The following is a 19,174-nucleotide window of genomic DNA, read 5'->3' as shown; positions in this document are numbered from 1 at the left end:
CGCCAAACATGGAGTAGCGTGTGTCTTATTTTTCGCCTCAAAAAAAAATACTTGTAGTCGACGACGACCTCTTCATTGTTGATGAGCTCTGCGAGTTTCTGGAAGGCAGTGGCTACACCTGTGTGCCCTGTCATTCCAGTCGCCAGGCCATTCAACTGTTCCACGACGACCCTTCGATCAGCCTGGTGCTGTGCGATTTACTGATGCCCGAATACGATGGTGTCGAGCTGGTCCAGGCCTTGAGGCTGGTGGCAGGCAAGACCCGCGCCTTTGAGGCAATCATGCTGACCGGCCATGGCGACAAACAAGACGTAATCCGGGCCTTGCGTGAAGGCTTCTCTGATTACTACCAGAAGCCGGTGGATCTTCACGAGCTGCTGGCAGGCCTCAAGCGTCGGGAGAAAGCCCTTGACGATCGGCAAGCAGGTAACCAGGACCTTGGGCACCTGAGTCAGAAGCTGTATAGCCTGATCGATTCGATCAACGACCTGTCCAAGGATATCGGCAAGGCGCAGCAGGCCAGTGCCGCTACAAACCTGATTGCAGACAGGGCTAACTTCTGCGCCGAGGTAGCACCGAACGTCTTCGATCAACTGTCACCGCGCCAGCTGGAAGTTGCAAAACTGGTCAGTACGGGCCAGACAAACTTTCAGATTGCCTGTGAAATGGGTATTACAGAAAACACTGTAAAACTCTATGTATCACAAGTGTTGCGCCTGACTGATATGAGTAACCGGACACAATTGGCGCTGGCCCTTACCCCGGGCAACTCCAGATCCAACCCGCGAGCGCCAGCCTACTGAGCAATGCCAGAGCGAGATAGCGCCCCCCTCTAAAAGATAAATCCGGCATTTTTTTTGCCCGAACGCCTGTGTTGCCATCAGCATTTCATAGTCGCCCCCTGCCGCTTGAAATGTCCGGTTCGCGCAATGCCTGCCCGGGGTTTTTACTCCAGTGACACTTCATTTGCCTGTGAACAGCCCCGGCTTCAGTGCCCGGCGATCCACGATCAGGTTTCAGTAAAGCCGCCCGGTCTGTCTGTCAGCGCCCATCATCAAACCCTTGATACGGCTTGCCGCCGAACCAATGCAACAGGCGCACCCATGCCTGCTTTTGGTGTTTTCTTGCTGCGCCGCAGCGAAACATATCCATGCATTTCGGCCTTTAGCCCAAGCCCGGCAAAGGACAAAACCAGCACCGCCGGTAAAGTTTTATTGAACGATCACGGCATGCAGGCACTCGAAAAACCCAGACTACTTACGGCGGCGCGCTCTGACTGCGCTTTTGCGCCGGAAGGATCGGGAGACAGGTCAGAGCGCTATGTCCGATCCGAAACAGGGCCTGAACGCTACTGGTTACCAGCATTTTGCAATGCCAGGGCATAGCGTTCCGATACTGCTAGCAACCGATGCCAGGTGAATCACCTCTCCCGATCAACGGAGAGGAGTTGAGATGCCTGACATGCTGCGAAAGCGTAGAAAAATCCTGCTTGAACAGCAGCAGTAGCGCGACAGGCCCGGCTTTGAAAGGGTTAAAGCAACATGTGCGGATTAGCTGGAGAGTTACGTTTTGATCATCAACCTGCCGACCTGGCAGCCATCGAACGCATCACCCATCACCTGGCACCCCGTGGGCCCGACGCCTGGGGTTTTCACAGTCAGGGACCGATAGCCCTCGGCCACCGCAGGCTGAAAATCATGGACCTGTCAGACGGCTCGGCGCAGCCGATGGTCGACAGCCAACTGGGTTTGTCCCTGGCGTTCAACGGCGCCATTTATAACTTCCCCGAACTGCGGGCCGAGCTCGAAAGCCTCGGCTACGGGTTTTACTCCGACGGTGACACCGAAGTGCTGCTCAAGGGCTATCACGCCTGGGGCGAAGCGTTACTGCCCAAGCTCAATGGCATGTTTGCCTTTGCCATCTGGGAGCGTGACAGCCAGTCGCTGTTCATAGCCCGCGACCGCCTGGGCGTAAAACCGCTGTACTTGTCGCGGACCGGCGAACGCCTGCGCTTTGCCTCGACTCTGCCGGCACTGCTCAAGGGCGGTGATATCAGCCCGATGCTCGACCCGGTCGCACTCAATCACTACCTGAATTTCCATGCCGTGGTGCCTGCACCGCGTACCCTGATTGCCGGTATCGAAAAACTGCCGCCGGCCACTTGGATGCGGATCAAGGCCAATGGGCAGACCGAGCAAAAAACCTGGTGGACCCTGCCCTACGGGCCCCACGCCGATGAGCAAAATCTGACCCTGGAAGACTGGCGCGACCGCGTTCTGGACAGCACCCGCGAGGCCGTAGCCATTCGCCAGCGCGCTGCCGTGGATGTTGGCGTGCTGCTCTCGGGCGGCGTCGACTCCAGCTTGCTGGTGGGCTTGCTGCGGGATGTTGGGGTACAGGACCTGTCGACTTTTTCCATCGGCTTTGAGGACGCAGGCGGCGAACGCGGGGACGAATTCCAGTATTCGGACTTGATCGCCAGGCATTACGGCACCCGCCATCACCAACTGCGCATTGGCGAACATGAAATCATCGAACAACTGCCGGCGGCCTTCCGCGCCATGAGCGAGCCGATGGTCAGCCACGACTGCATCGCCTTTTATTTGCTGTCTCGTGAAGTGGCCAAACATTGCAAGGTGGTGCAGAGCGGTCAGGGTGCTGACGAGCTGTTCGCCGGTTATCACTGGTACCCGCAAGTCGACGGCGCCAGCGATCCATACGCCGCTTACCGTGAAGCCTTCTTCGACCGCAGTTATGACGAATACAAAGCCACAGTGCAGCCCCGCTGGCTGACGGCCAATGACGCGGCCGGCGATTATGTACGCGAGCATTTCGCCCAGCCGGGGGCGAATGCCGGAGTGGACAAGGCCTTGCGCCTGGACAGCACGGTGATGCTGGTGGATGACCCGGTCAAACGGGTCGACAACATGACCATGGCCTGGGGCCTTGAAGCCCGCACGCCATTTCTCGACTACCGGCTGGCCGAACTTTCGGCGCGAATTCCCGCACGCTTCAAGCTGCCCGATGGCGGCAAGCAGGTGCTCAAGGAAGCCGCACGACTGGTTATCCCCAGTGAAGTGATCGACCGCAAAAAAGGTTACTTTCCGGTGCCCGGTCTCAAGCATCTGCAAGGCAATACCCTTGATTGGGTGCGCGACCTGCTGCTGGACCCGAGCCAGGATCGAGGGCTGTTTCAACCCGCCATGCTCGATCAGCTACTGACCAACCCGCAAGGTCAACTGACACCCCTCAATGGTTCCAAGCTGTGGCAACTGGCTGCTTTGAACCTGTGGTTGAGCGAACAAGGAATCTAATCAATGAAACCCCTCGCTACGGCCTACAGCCAGCGTTTGTTACGCGGCCAGGCGCCGTCTTATGAACGCCTGCAGGCCCGTTTTGCCGAAGATGGCAGTGAACCGGGCGCAGAGCCCATGGCCATCCATTGCGGCTGGGGGCGACTGTTGATCGGGCATACCTTCCCTGATCCTGCCAGCCTGGCCAACGAGTTGCTGAACGAACAAACCGGCGAGCGAGATATCGCGCTCTACGTTGCAGCGCCCCAGCAAGTGTTGGCGCAATCACCGCAGCAGCTGTTTCTCGACCCCTCAGACACCTTGCGCCTGTGGTTTACCGACTACCGCCCGGCCACAAGGGTGTTCCGCGGGTTCCGCATCCGTCGGGTGCAAAGTGAGACTGACTGGAATGCGGTCAATACGCTGTATCAGGCGCGCAATATGCTGCCCATCGACCCGCAGCTGCTGACCGCACGCCACCAGGGCGGGCCGGTGTACTGGATCGCCGAAGATGAAGCCACGGGCACGGTGATTGGCAGCGTGATGGGCTTGAACCACCACACGGCGTTTCATGACCCTGAAAACGGCAGCAGCCTGTGGTGCCTGGCAGTCGATCCACAGTGCTCACGTCCCGGGGTGGGTGAAGTGCTGGTGCGCCATTTGATCGAGCACTTCATGAGCCGGGGCCTGAGCTATCTCGACTTGTCCGTGCTGCACGACAACGCCCAGGCCAAGAGCCTCTACAGCAAGCTGGGCTTTCGCAACCTGTCGACCTTCACCATCAAACGCAAAAACGGCATCAACCAACCGCTGTTTCTGGGGCCGGGGCCCGAAGCCGGCCTCAACCCTTACGCGCGGATCCTGGTTGAAGAGGCCTACAAACGCGGGATCGATGTCCAGATCGATGACGCTGGCGCCGGGCTTTTCACCCTCAGCCACGGCGGCCGGCGGATTCGTTGCCGCGAATCACTCAGTGATTTGACCAGCGCTATCAGCATGAGCCTGTGTCAGGACAAATGCCTGACCCACAAGGTATTGAGCCAAACGGGACTGAACGTGCCGAGCCAGCAACTGGCGAGCGATGCCGATGACAATCTGGCGTTTCTCGAGCAGCACTCGCGGGTGGTGGTCAAACCTGTGGATGGCGAACAGGGCAATGGGGTGGCGGTGGATCTGGAAACCATCGAACAGGTGCAGCAGGCCATCGAAACGGCCCGCGGGTTTGATAGCCGGGTCTTGCTCGAAAGCTTCCACGAAGGTCTTGATCTGCGCATTGTGGTGATCGGCTTTGAAGTGGTCGCCGCCGCCATCCGCCGACCTGCTCAGGTTATTGGTGACGGCCTGCACCGCGTTGACCAGTTGATCGAAGCGCAAAGCCGACGGCGCCAGGCCGCAACCCAGGGTGAAAGCCGTATCCCGCTGGATGGCGAAACCCTGCGCGCAGTACAGGCGGCCGGCTTCGAGTACGACAGTATTGTGCCAACTGGCCAGATAGTGAACGTGCGCCGAACGGCCAACCTGCACACCGGTGGCTGCCTTGAAGACGTGACCGACATTCTGCACCCGGTGCTGGCCGACGCTGCAGTCCGTGCAGCACGGGCGCTGGATATTCCGGTGGTCGGGCTGGACTTGATGGTGGTGGCTGCCGATCAGCCCGAGTACGTGTTTATCGAAGCCAACGAACGGGCCGGTCTTGCCAATCACGAGCCACAACCCACCGCCGAACGCTTCATCGATTTGTTGTTCCCGCACAGTCAGCCGGCACCCTGAAGTACCGTCGCTGAACGTCACCCGGAACCCGCCGCATCGCTGCGATGCGGCGGGCCTCACCTCAGGAGTCATTATGAATCGCACCATCCCTGAACCCGATCTCGACTACCTGCAACGGGTACTCCTGGAAATGCTCGCCATTCCCAGCCCCACCGGCTTTACCGACACCATCGTGCGCTATGTGGCCGAACGCCTGGATGAGCTGGGCATTCCTTTTGAACTGACCCGTCGCGGCACGTTGCGCGCGACCCTCAAAGGTCAGAAAAACAGCCCGGATCGCGCCGTTTCGGCGCATCTGGACACCATCGGCGCCAGCGTACGGGCGATCAAGGACAACGGACGGTTGATCCTGGCGCCTGTGGGTTGCTGGTCCAGCCGCTTTGCCGAGGGCAGCCGTGTCAGTCTGTTTACCGACAACGGAGTGATTCGCGGCAGTGTCCTGCCTCTGATGGCTTCAGGGCATGCATTCAACACCGGGGTGGATGAACTGCCGATCAGTTGGGACCACATTGAGTTACGCCTGGATGCCTACTGCGCGACTCGCGCAGACTGCGACTCACTGGGGGTGAACATTGGCGACTATGTCGCGTTTGACCCGCTGCCGGAATTCACCGAAAGCGGCCATATCAGTGCCCGGCATCTGGACGACAAGGCGGGTGTAGCGGCCTTGCTCGCGGCCTTGAAGGCCATTGTCGACAGCGGTGTACAACCGTTGATTGACTGCCATCCACTGTTCACCATCACCGAAGAAACCGGTAGCGGTGCGGCGGCTGCTTTGCCATGGGATGTAAGCGAATTCGTCGGGATTGATATTGCCCCGGTGGCACCGGGTCAGCATTCCAGCGAACACGCCGTGAGTGTGGCGATGCAGGATTCGGGGGGGCCGTACGACTATCACTTGTCGCGGCACTTGCTGGGCCTGGCCGCCGAAAACGAGCTGCCGGTACGCCGCGATATGTTCCGTTACTACTTCAGCGATGCGCATTCGGCGGTGACCGCCGGGCATGACATCCGTTGCGCCTTGCTGGCATTCGGTTGTGACGCGACCCACGGTTATGAGCGAACCCATATCGACAGCCTGGCGGCGTTGAGCCGATTGCTCGGTGCTTACATCCTGAGCCCGCCGGTATTTGCCAGTGACGCGCAGCCTGCCCAGGGTTCACTGGATCGCTTCAGCCACCAGATCGAGCATGACGCGCAAATGGAAAGCGATACCCGGGTGCCGTCGGTAGAGAGTCTGGTGGGAGATAACCGCAGCTGAATAAACGCAGATCCCCTGCAGGAGCGAGCTGTATGTGACAGCGCTGGACAGCTCGCTCCTACAGCTTTCAAACCATGCCAGCTTCTGATGCACATACACAAAGCGGTGGAGATAACCGGCGCCAAACGCAAGTCACCGTAGGAGCGAGCTTGCTCGCGAGCTGTTCGTTAACACGCGCAAAAGCTCGCTCCTACAGGAAATTGGCGTTTATACCTGAGACTGTGCGCCTTCGAACCATGCAAGCTTCTTACGCAGCAATACCACTTCGCCCACAATCACCAGGGTAGGTGCATGGACTTCGTGATCGGCCACCAGCTTGGGCAAGTCACTGAGCGTGCCGGTAAACACCCGCTGATTGGCCGTGGTGCCTTGCTGGATCAGCGCAGCCGGAGTGTCTGGGGAACGGCCATGGGCGATCAGCTGTTCGCAGATGATCGGCAAACCGACCAGCCCCATGTAGAACACCAGTGTTTGCGCCGGAGCGACCAGGTCACTCCAGGGCAAATTGCTGGTGCCGTCCTTCAGGTGCCCCGTCACAAAACGCACGGACTGCGCGTAGTCGCGATGGGTCAGGGGGATGCCGGCATAGGCTGAACAACCGCTGGCTGCCGTGATACCCGGTACCACCTGGAACGCAATGCCATGGGCCGCCAGCTCTTCGATCTCTTCACCACCACGACCAAAGATGAACGGATCGCCACCCTTGAGCCGGACCACACGCTTGCCCTGCCTGGCCAGATCCACCAATTGGCGGTTGATCTGGTCTTGCGGCACGGCGTGATCGGCGCGGCGCTTGCCGACATAAATACGCTCGGCATCGCGACGGCACAGTTCAAGAATCGCAGGAGCTACCAATCGGTCGTAGAGCACCACATCTGCTTGCTGCATCAGACGCAACGCGCGAAAGGTCAGCAGGTCCGGATCGCCCGGGCCGGCACCCACCAGGTAAACCTCACCGGTAGTGATGGCCGCTTCGCCATTGATCTTGGCCAGCAGCAAACGCTCTGCTTCAGCGCCCTGTCCGGCCAGTTGCCGGTCAGCAATCGGGCCCTGGAAAACGTCTTCCCAGAACCCGCGACGCTGCTGCACATCAGGAAACAAGCCTTTGACCTGGGTGCGAAAACGCGCTGCAAGGCCGGCCAGTTGACCGTAGGTCGAGGGGATCCAGGTTTCAATCTTGGCGCGAATCAAGCGCGCCAGCACCGGCGCGTCGCCACCACTGGAAACGGCAATCACCAGCGGGGAGCGGTCGACAATGGCGGGGAAGATCACGCTGCACAAGGCAGGAGCATCCACCACATTGACCGGCACACAGCGGCGGTGGGCATCAGCGGAAACTTGCGCATTGAGCGGCTCATCGTCGGTTGCGGCAATGATCAGGACACACCCTTCAAGGTCCGCCTCAACATAGCCACGCAACACCTGTTCGCCGCCGCTGCTGTTAATCAATTCGCACAACTGGGGCTCGATGGCGGGTGCGACAACCCGCAGTAGCGCACCGGCATCGGCCAGCAGCCGGGATTTGCGCAAGGCAATCTCCCCGCCGCCGACCACCAGTACACGGCTGCCACGCAGGTTATGAAACAGCGGCAGAAACTCCATTTAGCCGATGACCTCGATGCCGCCCATGTAGGGCTTGAGCACTTCTGGCACACGGATCGAGCCGTCTGCCTGCTGGTAGTTTTCCAGCACCGCTACCAAGGTGCGGCCTACAGCCAGACCCGAACCGTTGAGGGTGTGGACCAGTTCCGGCTTGCCGGTTTCCGGATTACGGAAACGCGCTTGCATACGGCGGGCCTGGAAATCGCCACAGTTGGAGCACGACGAAATTTCGCGGTACTTGTCCTGGCTCGGGATCCACACTTCCAGATCGTAGGTTTTAATTGCGCTGAAGCCCATGTCGCCGGTGCACAGCGCCAGCGTGCGGTATGGCAGTTCCAGCAGTTGCAGCACTTTTTCAGCGTTGCCAACCAGACCTTCCAGCGCGTCCATCGAGGTCGAAGGCTCAACGATCTGGACCATTTCAACCTTGTCGAACTGGTGCTGACGGATCATGCCGCGGGTATCACGACCCGAAGCCCCGGCCTCGCTGCGGAAGCACGGGGTGTGCGCCACAAACTTGATCGGCAGGGATTTGTGCTCGACGATTTCGCCGGCAACGATGTTGGTCAAGGTCACTTCAGCGGTCGGGATCAGATAAAAATCGGCTTCGCCTTCGCGGCTGATCTTGAACAGCTCTTCTTCGAACTTGGGCAGCTGGCCAGTGCCTTGCAGCGCCGGGGCCTGGACCAGATAAGGCGTGTAAGCCTCTTCGTAGCCGTGCTCGCCGGTATGCAGGTTGATCATGAACTGCGCCAGTGCGCGGTGCAGGCGAGCGATAGGCCCGCGCAGCAAGGCAAAGCGGGCACCGGACAATTTGGCGGCGGTTTCGAAATCCAGCCAGCCGTACTGCTCGCCAAGGGCGACGTGGTCCTTGATTTCAAAATCGAAGGCAGTCGGCGTTCCCCAGCGGCGGATTTCGACATTGTCGTCTTCATCGGCACCGACCGGCACGGAGGCGTCCGGCAGGTTCGGCAGGCTCAGCAGGATCGAGTCCAGCTCGGTCTGGATGGCGTCCAGCTCGACCTTGCCACTGGCCAGATCGCTGCCCATGGTTTCAACACTGGCCATCAGTGGCGCGATATCTTCACCGCGAGCCTTGGCCTGGCCAATGCTTTTGGAAATGGCATTGCGCTCGGCCTGAAGCTTCTCGGTCAGGGTCTGGACTTCTTTACGCTTGGCTTCCAGCGCGTCGATGCGCGCCACGTCCAGCTTGTAGCCACGGGATGCCAGGCGATCCGCTACGTCCTGCAGGTTGGTACGTAACAGTTTGGAATCGAGCATGTCGGTTTCTCGTTTATCAAAGTTTGGTCAAGGACAGGCCAGCCCAGGTGGCGAGCAGCCCGCCGAACACGCTGAGGGCCGCATAGCCCAGTGCCAGTGGCACTTGCCCGCTTTCAAGCAGGCGCACCGTGTCCAGTGAAAAGGATGAAAATGTGGTCAAACCGCCCAGAAAACCCACCATCAGTCCGGCTCGGACTTCAATCGGCACTTCAGGGCGTATCAAAAAAAGTCCGTACAGGACGCCAATCAGCAGGCAGCCCACGATATTAACGGCCAATGTCGCGGTATAGAAGTGCCTGGGCCAATTGGCATTAATCCAGTTACCCGTGGCGAAACGCAACAAGGTTCCCGCAATACCGCCCACAGAGACGGCAACAATCAGTGGAATCAAGGTTTTCTCCGCCGTATCGGGCTCGCCTGATCAAGCGCTGCCAGGTGCCTGAGCTTTTCGCCGATTTTAAGCTCCAGCCCGCGGGGTACCGGCTGATAAAGCTGCAATGGCTCCAGCTCGTCCGGAAAGTAATCTTCGCCGGCGGCATAGGCGTCCGGCTCGTCATGGGCATAACGGTACTCGTCGCCATAGCCCAGTTGTTTCATCAACTTGGTCGGCGCGTTGCGCAAATGCAGCGGCACTTCACGGGAACCGTCTTCGGCAACGGCACGCCGTGCGGCCTTGAAGGCCATGTACACCGCGTTGCTCTTGGGCGCACAGGCCAGATAAGTGATGGCCTGGGCCACTGCCAGTTCGCCTTCCGGACTCCCCAGACGTTCTTGCACGTCCCAGGCCGCCAGACACAGGCTCAAGGCCCGCGGGTCGGCATTACCGATATCTTCACTGGCCATGCGCACCACGCGTCGGGCGATGTACAGCGGATCGCAGCCGCCATCGATCATTCGCGCAAACCAGTACAGCGAGGCATCCGGGTTGGAGCCGCGTACCGATTTATGCAATGCCGAGATCTGGTCGTAAAACGCCTCGCCGCCCTTGTCGAAACGGCGCTGAGTGTCGCCCAGCAGGCTGTGCAGCAAATCGATGCCGATTTCGCTGTGGTCTTCAGCCAGGTCCGAAGCGTTTTCAAGCAGGTTGAGCAAGCGTCGGCCATCGCCATCGGCGGCCCGCAGCAATGTCTGGAAGCCTTCATCACTGAGGGTCAGACCACGCTTGCCCAGGCCCTTGTCTTCAGTCAATGCGCGCTGCACCAGCTTGAGCATGGCCGCTTCATCGAGACTTTTGAGTACGTATACCCGCGCCCGCGACAGCAGTGCGTTGTTCAATTCAAAGGAGGGGTTTTCTGTGGTGGCGCCAATGAAGATCAAGGTGCCATCTTCGACATAAGGCAAAAACGCATCCTGCTGCGACTTGTTGAAGCGATGTACTTCGTCGACAAACAGGATGGTCCGCCGCCCGTACTGGCCGGCTTGCTGCCTGGCGATCTCAACCGCCTGGCGAATTTCCTTTACCCCCGCCAGTACTGCCGAAACCGTTTCAAAATGCGCATCGGACACTTCCGCCAGCAAGCGCGCTAGGGTGGTTTTACCCACCCCCGGCGGCCCCCAGAAAATCATCGAATGCAGTGCCCCCTGCTCCAGCGCTTCGCGCAGGGGCTTGCCGCGCGCCAGCAGGTGTTCCTGACCGACGTACTCATCCAGATTGGCTGCACGCAGGCGGGCAGCCAGGGGTTGAGCGATGGGAGCACTACGAAACAAATCCATGGGCAGCGTTTGAAACCTCTTGGTCCGGGATTACTCCTGGATGACATCAGCCCCTTTCGGGATATCGAACTTGAATTTGGAGGCCGGGATAGGTTCGTTGGCCTTGACCCCGTTGAACAGGATGTCGGTACGCTGACCCACGCTGTCGACCAGGCGCATGTTGTTGATCACGCCCTTGCGGAAGGACAGGCTCAGCGAGTCGAACAACGTGTCCTTGGTCTTCGGCTTGAGCACGAAGTCGATGACTTCTCCGGCTTGCCTGGAGGAAATATCAAAGCTTTCGCTGATTTTCGACACATCGCCCGAGAGCAGCAAGGCCGGGGTCTGGGTCAGACGCTGATCAAGCTTCTTGATCGTCACCTGCTCCAGGTCCGGGTCCCACAGGGTCACTTTCTGACCATCGGAAATCATGGTCTGTTCTTGAGGCGCATCGGTATGCCAGTAGAACAAGCCCGGGCGTTGCAGCGCCATTTCACCTGCGGTCTCCTGCAACTGCGTGCCGCTGCCATCGAGGGTCATCTGCGAAAAACGGGCGGTCAGGGTTTTCGACTTTTCCAGAAGGTTGGTCAAACTCTGAACATCAGGCTGGGCAGCACTGGCCGAAAATGCAGTAAAGGCCAATACCGGCAGCAAAAGCATGCTGACAAAACGCATGGAAATCCTCATTGATTAGTTGAACGCTGCTCGCGAATGCCCGCAGGCAAATCAGTCGCGCATTGGGGCCGGCGCCAGCACTTCACGCGAGCCATTGGTATTCATTGACGTGACAACCCCGGCCATTTCCATGGACTCGATCATGCGAGCGGCCCGGTTATATCCAATTTTCAGCTTGCGCTGCACTGCAGAGATCGAGGCACGACGGCTTTCGAGTACAAACTGAACCGCCTCGTCATACAAGGCATCGGTTTCAGCGTCGTCACTGCCCTCACTGCTGCCGCCATCAAAGCCGCTACCCGGCTCTTCAACGCCGGCCAGGATGTCATCGTTGTAATCAGGGCTGCCACGCAGCTTCCAGGCTTCAACCACACGGTGCACTTCTTCGTCCGAAACGAAAGCGCCGTGCACACGAATCGGCAGGCTGGTGCCGGGCGGCATGTAGAGCATGTCGCCATGGCCCAGCAGTTGTTCGGCACCACCCTGGTCGATAATGGTGCGCGAGTCGATCTTGCTCGACACCTGGAACGCCATACGGGTCGGAATGTTGGCCTTGATCAGACCGGTGATCACATCCACCGACGGACGCTGGGTGGCGAGGATCAGGTGAATACCCGCAGCCCGCGCTTTCTGGGCGATACGGGCAATCAGTTCTTCGACCTTCTTACCGACGATCATCATCATGTCGGCAAATTCGTCGACCACCACCACGATGGTGGGCAACTTGACCAGCAGCGGCGCTTCGTCATGGATGCTTTCGCGCTTGTACAGCGGATCGGTCAGCGGCTCGCCGGCAGCCTCGGCATCCTTGATCTTCTGGTTGAAGCCCGCGAGGTTTCGTACCCCCATCTTGGCCATCAACTTGTAGCGCCGCTCCATCTCGGCAACGCTCCAGCGCAGGGCGTTAGCCGCATCTTTCATGTCCGTGACCACAGGGCACAGCAAATGCGGAATGCCTTCATAGATCGACAGTTCAAGCATTTTCGGGTCGATCATGATCAGCTTGGCGTCTTCCGGGCCCGACTTGAACAAAATCGACAAAATCATGGCGTTCACGCCTACGGACTTACCGGAACCGGTGGTACCGGCCACCAGCAAGTGCGGCATCTTGGCCAGGTCGGTAATCACCGGTTTGCCACCAATATCGTGGCCCAACGCCAGGGTGACTGGAGACTTGGCGTCATCAAACTCGGGGGTCGACAGCACTTCAGAGAACCGCACGATCTGGCGGTCTTCGTTGGGGATTTCGATACCCACGGTGGTTTTGCCCGGAATGACTTCAACCACCCGTACGCTGGTCACCGCCAGCGAGCGCGCCAGGTCCTTGGCCAGGTTGGCAATGCGGCTGACCTTGACCCCGGCCGCCGGTTGAATTTCGTAACGGGTGATCACCGGGCCCGGGTGGATCGAATCCACCGACACTTCGACCCCGAATTCCTTGAGTTTGATTTCAAGCAGATGACCTACAGCCGCCAGGGACTCAGGGGAGTAATTGAGTTGTTTCTTCTCGGCCGGGTCAAGAATAGAGATCGGCGGCAAGGTGCCTTCAACCGCGCTGTCTACAAACAACGGTGCCTGCTTCTCTTTTTGGACCCGCTTGCTCGGCTCGGGCACTTTGGCCGGCGCCGGAGCGATGACGGCCGGCACGTGTTTTTCACGCTCGGACATGTGCTTGGTCAATGCCTGTTCGCGCTCGATCAGGCGCTCCTTGGCCTTGGCCTGTTCACGCTTGTCGGACACGCTTGGGGCGACCACTTCACTGACCCGGGTGTCGACTTCACGCAACTGGGCAACAAGCTGTTTGCGCTCGTTGCGGTCCGACCACCAGCGATTGGCTGCGCCCTGGATCAGCTCAAACAGATCGAGGGTGATTTTACCGGTGACGTCCATGACCTTGAACCATGACAGGTCGGTGAACACCGTCAGCCCGAACAGGAACAACGCAATCAGCAGCAAGGTACTGCCCTGGATGTTCAGTGCGTTTTTGGCCAGATCACCCAGGCTTTCGCCCAGTGCACCGCCCGCGCCAGCCGGCAAACCTGCGGCCGAATGGAAGTGGATATGGGCCAGGGCTGCGCCCGAGAGCACCAGAAATATCAGACCTACCAGGCGCCACGAGAACAACAGGCCGCTCCACTGCCAGGGCTGATGCCGCTCACGGAAGATCTGCCAGGCCTTGATCGCCAGCAGCAACGGAAAGATGTAGGCAAAGTAACCGAGCACCATAAACAGGATGTCAGCGCTGTAGGAACCCGCAGGTCCGCCGAAGTTCTGCACATCGACTACACGGCTGTTATGGCTCCAGCCGGGATCGTCCTTGCCGTAGGTCAGCAAGGCCATGATCATGAACAGGCATAGGGCGCCAATAGCGATCAATGCACCTTCCTTGAGCCGGTAGTGCAATTGCTGACGCCAGAGAGGAACGGCTTTGGGTGCTGCTGCTGTGGATTTCTTCAAAACGGGTCTTTTCCTGCGCCTTTGGCGCGCCCAACTATTAATTGACTAAATTGACTGCAAAGTACTGCCCATATTGAGCAGGTGACAAGTTCCGACATGAAACTGACCAGCGCTGTACACAGCCTTGTACTATTACCCGCAGTAGTCTGCAGTGACATCCGTGCAGTCTAGATCAGCTCAAACAGGCGGGCCATTGTACGGGTTTAAGCCGCTGATGCCACGTGGCCTCAAGGCGCGGGCAAAATCGGCGCGCGACTGGCTGAGAAGCGCCAATTTGAGCATGTATTACCTTTTGTGACAAAGACTTATACCACCGTCAAAACAGAGCTTACATTTAACTGGCAGATCGACTGAGACCGCATTTGCGCGACAGAGTTGCAACCGCCCTCCCCTTCTCCCGCAAGACGGATTGCCATGCTGACCTGGTTAAAACGCGACACCCTGACATTCCCGCCGCTTACCAAAGCCATGCGCGAGCCCAACGGGCTTTTGGCCGCGGGTGGCGATCTATCAGCCGACCGCCTGATCCAGGCCTACCGCCACGGCTGCTTTCCGTGGTTTTCCGAAGGCCAGCCCATTCTCTGGTGGTCGCCCGATCCGCGCACAGTGCTGTTCCCCGAGGAACTGCATGTATCCCGCAGCCTGGGGAAACTCTTGCGCCAGCAACGCTACCAGGTGAGCTTTGATCGTGACTTCGCAAGTGTCATCCAGGCCTGCGCCGCACCCCGCAGCTACGCGGATGGCACCTGGATCACCGACGACATGCAAAACGCCTACACCGAACTTCACGCCCGCGGGCACGCCCATTCGGTGGAGGTCTGGGATAACGGCACACTGGTCGGAGGCCTGTACGGCCTGGCAATGGGCCAGCTATTTTTTGGCGAGTCCATGTTCAGCCGGGCCGATAACGCTTCAAAATTCGGCTTTGCCACACTGGTCAGGCAACTCCAGGCCTGGGGTTTCGTGCTGATTGATTGCCAAATGCCGACCAATCATCTGGAAAGCCTGGGTGCACGCTCAATCCCGCGCCAACAGTTTGCCGACTACCTGCGCCAGCATCTGGACCAACCCTCAACCGCGGCGTGGGCCACACCTCTGTAGCCTCGTCGCTGGCTGCAGTTATTGCAGGCAGGGTTTTATAGGCGAGTTTTGCGCACTGGCTTACACTTAATTCAAAAGATTTCCCGAGGGCCCATCATGACCGAGCTGGCGCGTTTGAAGTTTTATGCCACTCAACCTCACGTTTGCAGCTACCTGCCCGATGAACAAGCCACCACGCTGTTCCTCGACCCCAGCCAGCCGATGGATGTGCAGGTCTATGCCGACTTGTCCGAAATGGGTTTCCGGCGCAGTGGTGATCACCTCTATCGTCCCCATTGCCTGAAGTGCGATGCGTGCACCCCGGCACGGATTCCTGTCGCGCGCTTTATGCCCAACCGCCAGCAAAAACGTATTTTCAAGCGTAATGCCGACCTGCAGGTGCAAGCGGTAAAACCCGGCTTCAGCGAAGAGAACTTTGGTCTGTATCAGCGCTATATCGAGCAGCGGCATGCCGATGGCGACATGTATCCACCGAGCCGCGACCAGTTTTCGACTTTTTTGGTACGCGACCTGCCGTTCTCTACATTCTACGAATTTCGCCTTGATGGACGCCTGTTGGCGGTCGCCGTGACCGACGTACTGCCCAACGGTTTATCGGCGGTCTATACCTTCTACGAACCTGCCGAAGAGCGCCGCAGTCTGGGGCGATACGGGATTCTCTGGCAGATCGCCGAAGCCAGGCGCCTGGGGCTGGATGCACTGTATTTGGGGTACTGGATCAAGAACTGCAAAAAGATGAATTACAAGACTGAATATCGGCCGATAGAGCTGCTGATAAATCAGCGATGGAGCACTGTTAACTGAACCCTTGGCTTAAACCCCATTTTTCGGGCACAATGCACGCCGCTTTTGCCTGGCGCAGTTGCACCGGGCCATTCATTGGACACCGAGGGCTTTACTGCATGTCGAAAGAAGACAGCTTCGAAATGGAAGGCACTGTCGTCGACACCCTGCCCAACACCATGTTTCGTGTGGAGTTGGAAAATGGGCACGTCGTAACCGCGCATATTTCCGGCAAGATGCGCAAGAACTACATTCGTATTCTTACCGGCGACAAAGTGCGCGTCGAGCTGACGCCCTATGACTTGAGCAAAGGGCGCATCACTTACCGCGCTCGTTAATCAAGTCAATACAAAACGCCCGGTTCTGCCGGGCGTTTTTGTGTGTCCGCGATTTGACCACCCCCTGCCGAAGCGAGATGGCCTAGCGCCGCAGCCTCCATAAACAGTCCACCCATAAAAAAAGCGCCTTTCGGCGCTTTTTTTTGCAGCAATGTCACATCAAGCCATTTCTACCGCAGTTTCAAACTCAAAGGTCAGCTCGCCGTCTTTCAGGTCGATATGTACCACACCGCCATGATCGGCCAGTTCACCAAAGAGAATCTCTTCAGCCAGCGGACGCTTGATCTTGTCCTGGATCAAACGCGCCATAGGGCGCGCACCCATCAACGCATCGTAGCCCCCTGCAGCCAACCAGCCACGAGCCTCGTCCGACACCACCAGTTGCACGTGCTTGTCATCCAGCTGCGCCTGCAACTCGGTGAGGAACTTGTCCACCACATGCTTGATAACCTCATGACTGAGGCGACCAAATTGAATAATGGTGTCCAGACGGTTACGGAACTCCGGAGTAAAGCTCTTCTTGATCGCTTCCATTGCATCGGAAGCATGATCCTGAATCGTGAACCCGATGGAAGCCCGCGAAGCCGTCTCGGCGCCCGCATTGGTGGTCATGATCACGATCACGTTGCGGAAGTCGGCCTTGCGCCCGTTGTTATCGGTCAGCGTACCGTGGTCCATGACCTGCAGCAGCAGGTTAAAGACCTCAGGGTGAGCCTTCTCGATCTCATCGAGCAGCAGCACGCAATGCGGCTGCTTGGTGATGGCTTCCGTCAGCAAGCCGCCCTGATCGAAACCGACATACCCTGGAGGCGCACCGATCAGGCGCGACACGGTGTGACGCTCCATATACTCGGACATGTCGAAACGTACCAGTTCGATCCCCAAAGCCTTGGCCAGCTGGCGGGCAGCTTCGGTTTTACCAACCCCGGTCGGACCTGCGAACAGGAACGAGCCGACAGGCTTGTCAGGGGACTTGAGGCCGGCACGGGACAGCTTGATCGCCGTCGACAACGAATCAATAGCGGCTTCCTGACCGAATACGGTCATTCTCAGATCCCGCTCCAGGTTACGCAGCAGTTCCTTGTCTGAACTGGATACGTGCTTAGGAGGAATACGGGCGATTTTCGCAACGATATCTTCGACCTGCTCCACTTCGATGCGCTTTACACGCTTCTCCACCGGCTGCAGGCGCTGATATGCCCCTGCCTCGTCGATCACATCAATCGCCTTGTCCGGCATGTGCCGATCGTTGATGTAGCGCGAAGCCAGTTCAGCCGCCGCGCGCAAGGCCTCATCACTGTATTCGATACCGTGATGCTGCTCGAAACGGCCCTTGAGGCCACGCAGGATACCGATGGTGTCTTCAACCGAAGGCTCGGACACATCGACTTTCTGGAAGCGCCGCGCCAGTGCCCGGTCTTTTTCGAAGATCCCGCGAAACTCCTGGAACGTCGTCGAACCGATACAGCGGATATCACCCGAGGACAATAGCGGCTTAAGCAGGTTGGAGGCGTCCATGACGCCACCAGAGGCCGCGCCCGCACCAATGATGGTGTGGATTTCGTCGATAAACAAAATCGCATGCGGACGCTTTTTCAGTTCGCCGAGCAACGCCTTGAAACGCTTCTCGAAATCACCACGGTACTTGGTACCAGCCAGCAAGGCGCCGAGATCAAGGGAATAGACAATGCTGTTAGCCAGCAAGTCCGGCACTTGATTGTCGACGATACGCTTGGCCAAACCTTCGGCAATTGCGGTTTTACCCACGCCGGCCTCACCGACCAGCAATGGGTTGTTTTTGCGACGACGCGCCAGGATCTGGGCGACACGCTCAACTTCCATTTCGCGCCCCACCAGAGGATCGATGCGACCCTGGCGAGCCAGTTCATTCAAATTACTGGCATAGGCGTCCAGCGGATTGCTTGAGGACGACGATTCGCCACCCTCTTCATCCTGCATGTCATTTTCGCCGTCGGAGTGATCGCCCTGCCCCGGGACCTTGGAAATACCATGGGCAATGAAGTTGACCACATCAATACGCGCAACGCTCTGCTGCTTGAGCAGAAACACTGCCTGGCTTTCTTGTTCGCTAAAAATCGCGACCAGTACATTGGCACCCGTGACCTCACGTTTGCCAGAGCTTTGTACATGGAATACGGCACGCTGCAAGACGCGCTGGAAGCCCAGGGTTGGCTGGGTTTCGCGATCTTCATCGTGGGCAGGGATAAGGGGAGTCGTGGAATCAATAAACTCTTGCAGGTCATGCTTGAGTTTGTCGAGGTTTGCGCCACAGGCGCGTAGAACGGTTGCGGCCGCCTCATTATCCAAAAGCGCAAGAAGGAGGTGCTCAACCGTCATGAATTCATGACGTTTGGAGCGGGCTTCCTTGAAGGCCAGATTGAGGGTGACTTCGAGCTCGCGATTTAACATGGCTTCACCTCATACCCAAGTGGTCGGCGTTAACCGTCCTTCTCGATTTCACAGAGTAGCGGATGCTGACTTTCGCGTGCGTACTGGTTTACCTGCGCCGCCTTGGTCTCGGCAATGTCGCGGGTATAGATGCCGCACACAGCCCGTCCTTCTGTATGGACGGCCAGCATGACCTTGGTCGCCAATTCGCGATTCAAGTTAAAGAACACCTCAAGTATTTCTACAACGAAATCCATGGGTGTGTAGTCATCGTTAAACAAAACCACCTTGTACATCGGCGGCGCCTGGAGCGCAGGCTTAGCCTCTTGCACAGCCAAGCCAGCGGAGTCTTCGCCATCAAAATCGGGCTGATCCTGATTGAATGTTAGTCGAGTCTGGCTGATTGCATGCATGGAAAGAAAGGTTCGTCGTTGATCGATTACAGTGATGGAGGCAAACGTGTCAAATTTCAACAGCGCCGCCGCGTGACCTTGACTATCGGTAAAACGGTG

15 protein-coding genes are annotated in these 19,174 nt (G+C 58.3%); 7 read left to right on the top strand and 8 right to left on the bottom strand.

The genetic code is table 11. The features are described from left to right. Positions 1–20 precede the first annotated feature (20 nt). From FEZ21_RS11140 to FEZ21_RS11120, 4 genes are all read left to right on the top strand, one after another. Positions 21–803 carry a response regulator transcription factor gene (locus tag FEZ21_RS11140; RefSeq protein WP_003447056.1) on the top strand — a complete coding sequence of 261 codons (783 nt, stop codon included), beginning with the start codon at positions 21–23 and terminating at the stop codon, positions 801–803. Positions 804–1,541: 738 nt separating this feature from the next. Next, positions 1,542–3,314, top strand: coding sequence for an N-acetylglutaminylglutamine amidotransferase (locus FEZ21_RS11130; RefSeq protein ID WP_003447052.1), 1,773 nt, complete (start codon positions 1,542–1,544; stop codon positions 3,312–3,314). A gap of 3 nt (positions 3,315–3,317) precedes the next feature. Next, entirely contained in the window at positions 3,318–5,063 is a 1,746-nt protein-coding gene (gene ngg / locus FEZ21_RS11125) for an N-acetylglutaminylglutamine synthetase (protein ID WP_160627108.1), read from the top strand. A 73-nt stretch (positions 5,064–5,136) separates the two neighbouring features. Beyond that, the gene (locus tag FEZ21_RS11120; protein ID WP_003447048.1) at positions 5,137–6,324 is read left to right on the top strand and encodes an osmoprotectant NAGGN system M42 family peptidase; all 1,188 of its coding nucleotides are present in this window, start codon (positions 5,137–5,139) and stop codon (positions 6,322–6,324) included. Between the two features lie 207 nt (positions 6,325–6,531). On the opposite strand, the gene cysG is transcribed toward FEZ21_RS11120, so the two are convergent. The 6 genes from cysG to FEZ21_RS11090 are packed head-to-tail and all read right to left on the bottom strand — an operon-like array spanning position 6,532 to position 14,073. After that, positions 6,532–7,926 (bottom strand): siroheme synthase CysG, encoded by a 1,395-nt coding sequence (gene cysG / locus FEZ21_RS11115; RefSeq protein WP_003447046.1) that lies wholly within the window; start codon positions 7,924–7,926, stop codon positions 6,532–6,534. Then, the gene (gene serS / locus FEZ21_RS11110) at positions 7,927–9,207 is read right to left on the bottom strand and encodes a serine--tRNA ligase (RefSeq protein ID WP_003447044.1); all 1,281 of its coding nucleotides are present in this window, start codon (positions 9,205–9,207) and stop codon (positions 7,927–7,929) included. It abuts the gene before it with no gap. A gap of 16 nt (positions 9,208–9,223) precedes the next feature. After that, positions 9,224–9,598, bottom strand: coding sequence for a fluoride efflux transporter CrcB (crcB, locus tag FEZ21_RS11105; protein WP_003447042.1), 375 nt, complete (start codon positions 9,596–9,598; stop codon positions 9,224–9,226). Next, the gene (locus FEZ21_RS11100) at positions 9,595–10,920 is read right to left on the bottom strand and encodes a replication-associated recombination protein A (protein WP_160627106.1); all 1,326 of its coding nucleotides are present in this window, start codon (positions 10,918–10,920) and stop codon (positions 9,595–9,597) included. The genes crcB and FEZ21_RS11100 overlap by 4 nt, the downstream gene beginning before the upstream one ends. A gap of 30 nt (positions 10,921–10,950) precedes the next feature. Further along, the gene (gene lolA / locus FEZ21_RS11095) at positions 10,951–11,574 is read right to left on the bottom strand and encodes an outer membrane lipoprotein chaperone LolA (RefSeq protein WP_003447038.1); all 624 of its coding nucleotides are present in this window, start codon (positions 11,572–11,574) and stop codon (positions 10,951–10,953) included. A gap of 51 nt (positions 11,575–11,625) precedes the next feature. After that, entirely contained in the window at positions 11,626–14,073 is a 2,448-nt protein-coding gene (locus FEZ21_RS11090; protein WP_177412945.1) for a DNA translocase FtsK, read from the bottom strand. A 372-nt stretch (positions 14,074–14,445) separates the two neighbouring features. Between FEZ21_RS11090 and aat the strand changes: the two genes are divergently transcribed. The 3 genes from aat to infA all read left to right on the top strand — a co-directional run bounded on the left by aat (position 14,446) and on the right by infA (position 16,253). After that, positions 14,446–15,132, top strand: a complete 687-nt coding sequence (gene aat, locus FEZ21_RS11085) for a leucyl/phenylalanyl-tRNA--protein transferase (protein ID WP_003447034.1) — start codon at positions 14,446–14,448, stop codon at positions 15,130–15,132. Between the two features lie 96 nt (positions 15,133–15,228). Next, positions 15,229–15,936: an arginyltransferase gene (locus FEZ21_RS11080; protein ID WP_003447032.1), complete on the top strand. Its 708-nt coding sequence runs from the start codon at positions 15,229–15,231 to the stop codon at positions 15,934–15,936. A gap of 98 nt (positions 15,937–16,034) precedes the next feature. Next, on the top strand, positions 16,035–16,253 hold the full coding sequence (gene infA / locus FEZ21_RS11075; protein ID WP_002553999.1) for a translation initiation factor IF-1: 219 nt from the start codon (positions 16,035–16,037) through the stop codon (positions 16,251–16,253). A gap of 159 nt (positions 16,254–16,412) precedes the next feature. On the opposite strand, the gene clpA is transcribed toward infA, so the two are convergent. After that, positions 16,413–18,683 (bottom strand): ATP-dependent Clp protease ATP-binding subunit ClpA, encoded by a 2,271-nt coding sequence (gene clpA / locus FEZ21_RS11070; protein WP_003447030.1) that lies wholly within the window; start codon positions 18,681–18,683, stop codon positions 16,413–16,415. A 29-nt stretch (positions 18,684–18,712) separates the two neighbouring features. After that, on the bottom strand, positions 18,713–19,075 hold the full coding sequence (gene clpS, locus FEZ21_RS11065) for an ATP-dependent Clp protease adapter ClpS (protein WP_003447027.1): 363 nt from the start codon (positions 19,073–19,075) through the stop codon (positions 18,713–18,715). Positions 19,076–19,174: the final 99 nt, after the last annotated feature.

This window comes from Pseudomonas sp. 9.1(2019), from assembly GCF_009910445.1.
GTDB lineage: Bacteria > Pseudomonadota > Gammaproteobacteria > Pseudomonadales > Pseudomonadaceae > Aquipseudomonas > Aquipseudomonas paraversuta.
The sequence above is the reverse complement of the archived record's forward strand: the minus strand, read 5'-3'. Positions and strand labels throughout refer to the sequence as shown.

Excerpts from the sequence above, each read along its gene's own strand:
- infA (WP_002553999.1), top strand. The coding sequence starts at position 16,035 with ATGTCGAAAGAAGACAGCTTCGAAATGGAAGGCACTGTCGTCGACACC.
- cysG (WP_003447046.1), bottom strand. The coding sequence starts at position 7,926 with ATGGAGTTTCTGCCGCTGTTTCATAACCTGCGTGGCAGCCGTGTACTG.
- aat (WP_003447034.1), top strand. The coding sequence starts at position 14,446 with ATGCTGACCTGGTTAAAACGCGACACCCTGACATTCCCGCCGCTTACC.
- lolA (WP_003447038.1), bottom strand. The coding sequence starts at position 11,574 with ATGCGTTTTGTCAGCATGCTTTTGCTGCCGGTATTGGCCTTTACTGCA.
- clpA (WP_003447030.1), bottom strand. The coding sequence starts at position 18,683 with ATGTTAAATCGCGAGCTCGAAGTCACCCTCAATCTGGCCTTCAAGGAA.
- FEZ21_RS11120 (WP_003447048.1), top strand. The coding sequence starts at position 5,137 with ATGAATCGCACCATCCCTGAACCCGATCTCGACTACCTGCAACGGGTA.
- FEZ21_RS11100 (WP_160627106.1), bottom strand. The coding sequence starts at position 10,920 with ATGGATTTGTTTCGTAGTGCTCCCATCGCTCAACCCCTGGCTGCCCGC.
- FEZ21_RS11080 (WP_003447032.1), top strand. The coding sequence starts at position 15,229 with ATGACCGAGCTGGCGCGTTTGAAGTTTTATGCCACTCAACCTCACGTT.
- FEZ21_RS11130 (WP_003447052.1), top strand. The coding sequence starts at position 1,542 with ATGTGCGGATTAGCTGGAGAGTTACGTTTTGATCATCAACCTGCCGAC.
- ngg (WP_160627108.1), top strand. The coding sequence starts at position 3,318 with ATGAAACCCCTCGCTACGGCCTACAGCCAGCGTTTGTTACGCGGCCAG.
- serS (WP_003447044.1), bottom strand. The coding sequence starts at position 9,207 with ATGCTCGATTCCAAACTGTTACGTACCAACCTGCAGGACGTAGCGGAT.
- clpS (WP_003447027.1), bottom strand. The coding sequence starts at position 19,075 with ATGCATGCAATCAGCCAGACTCGACTAACATTCAATCAGGATCAGCCC.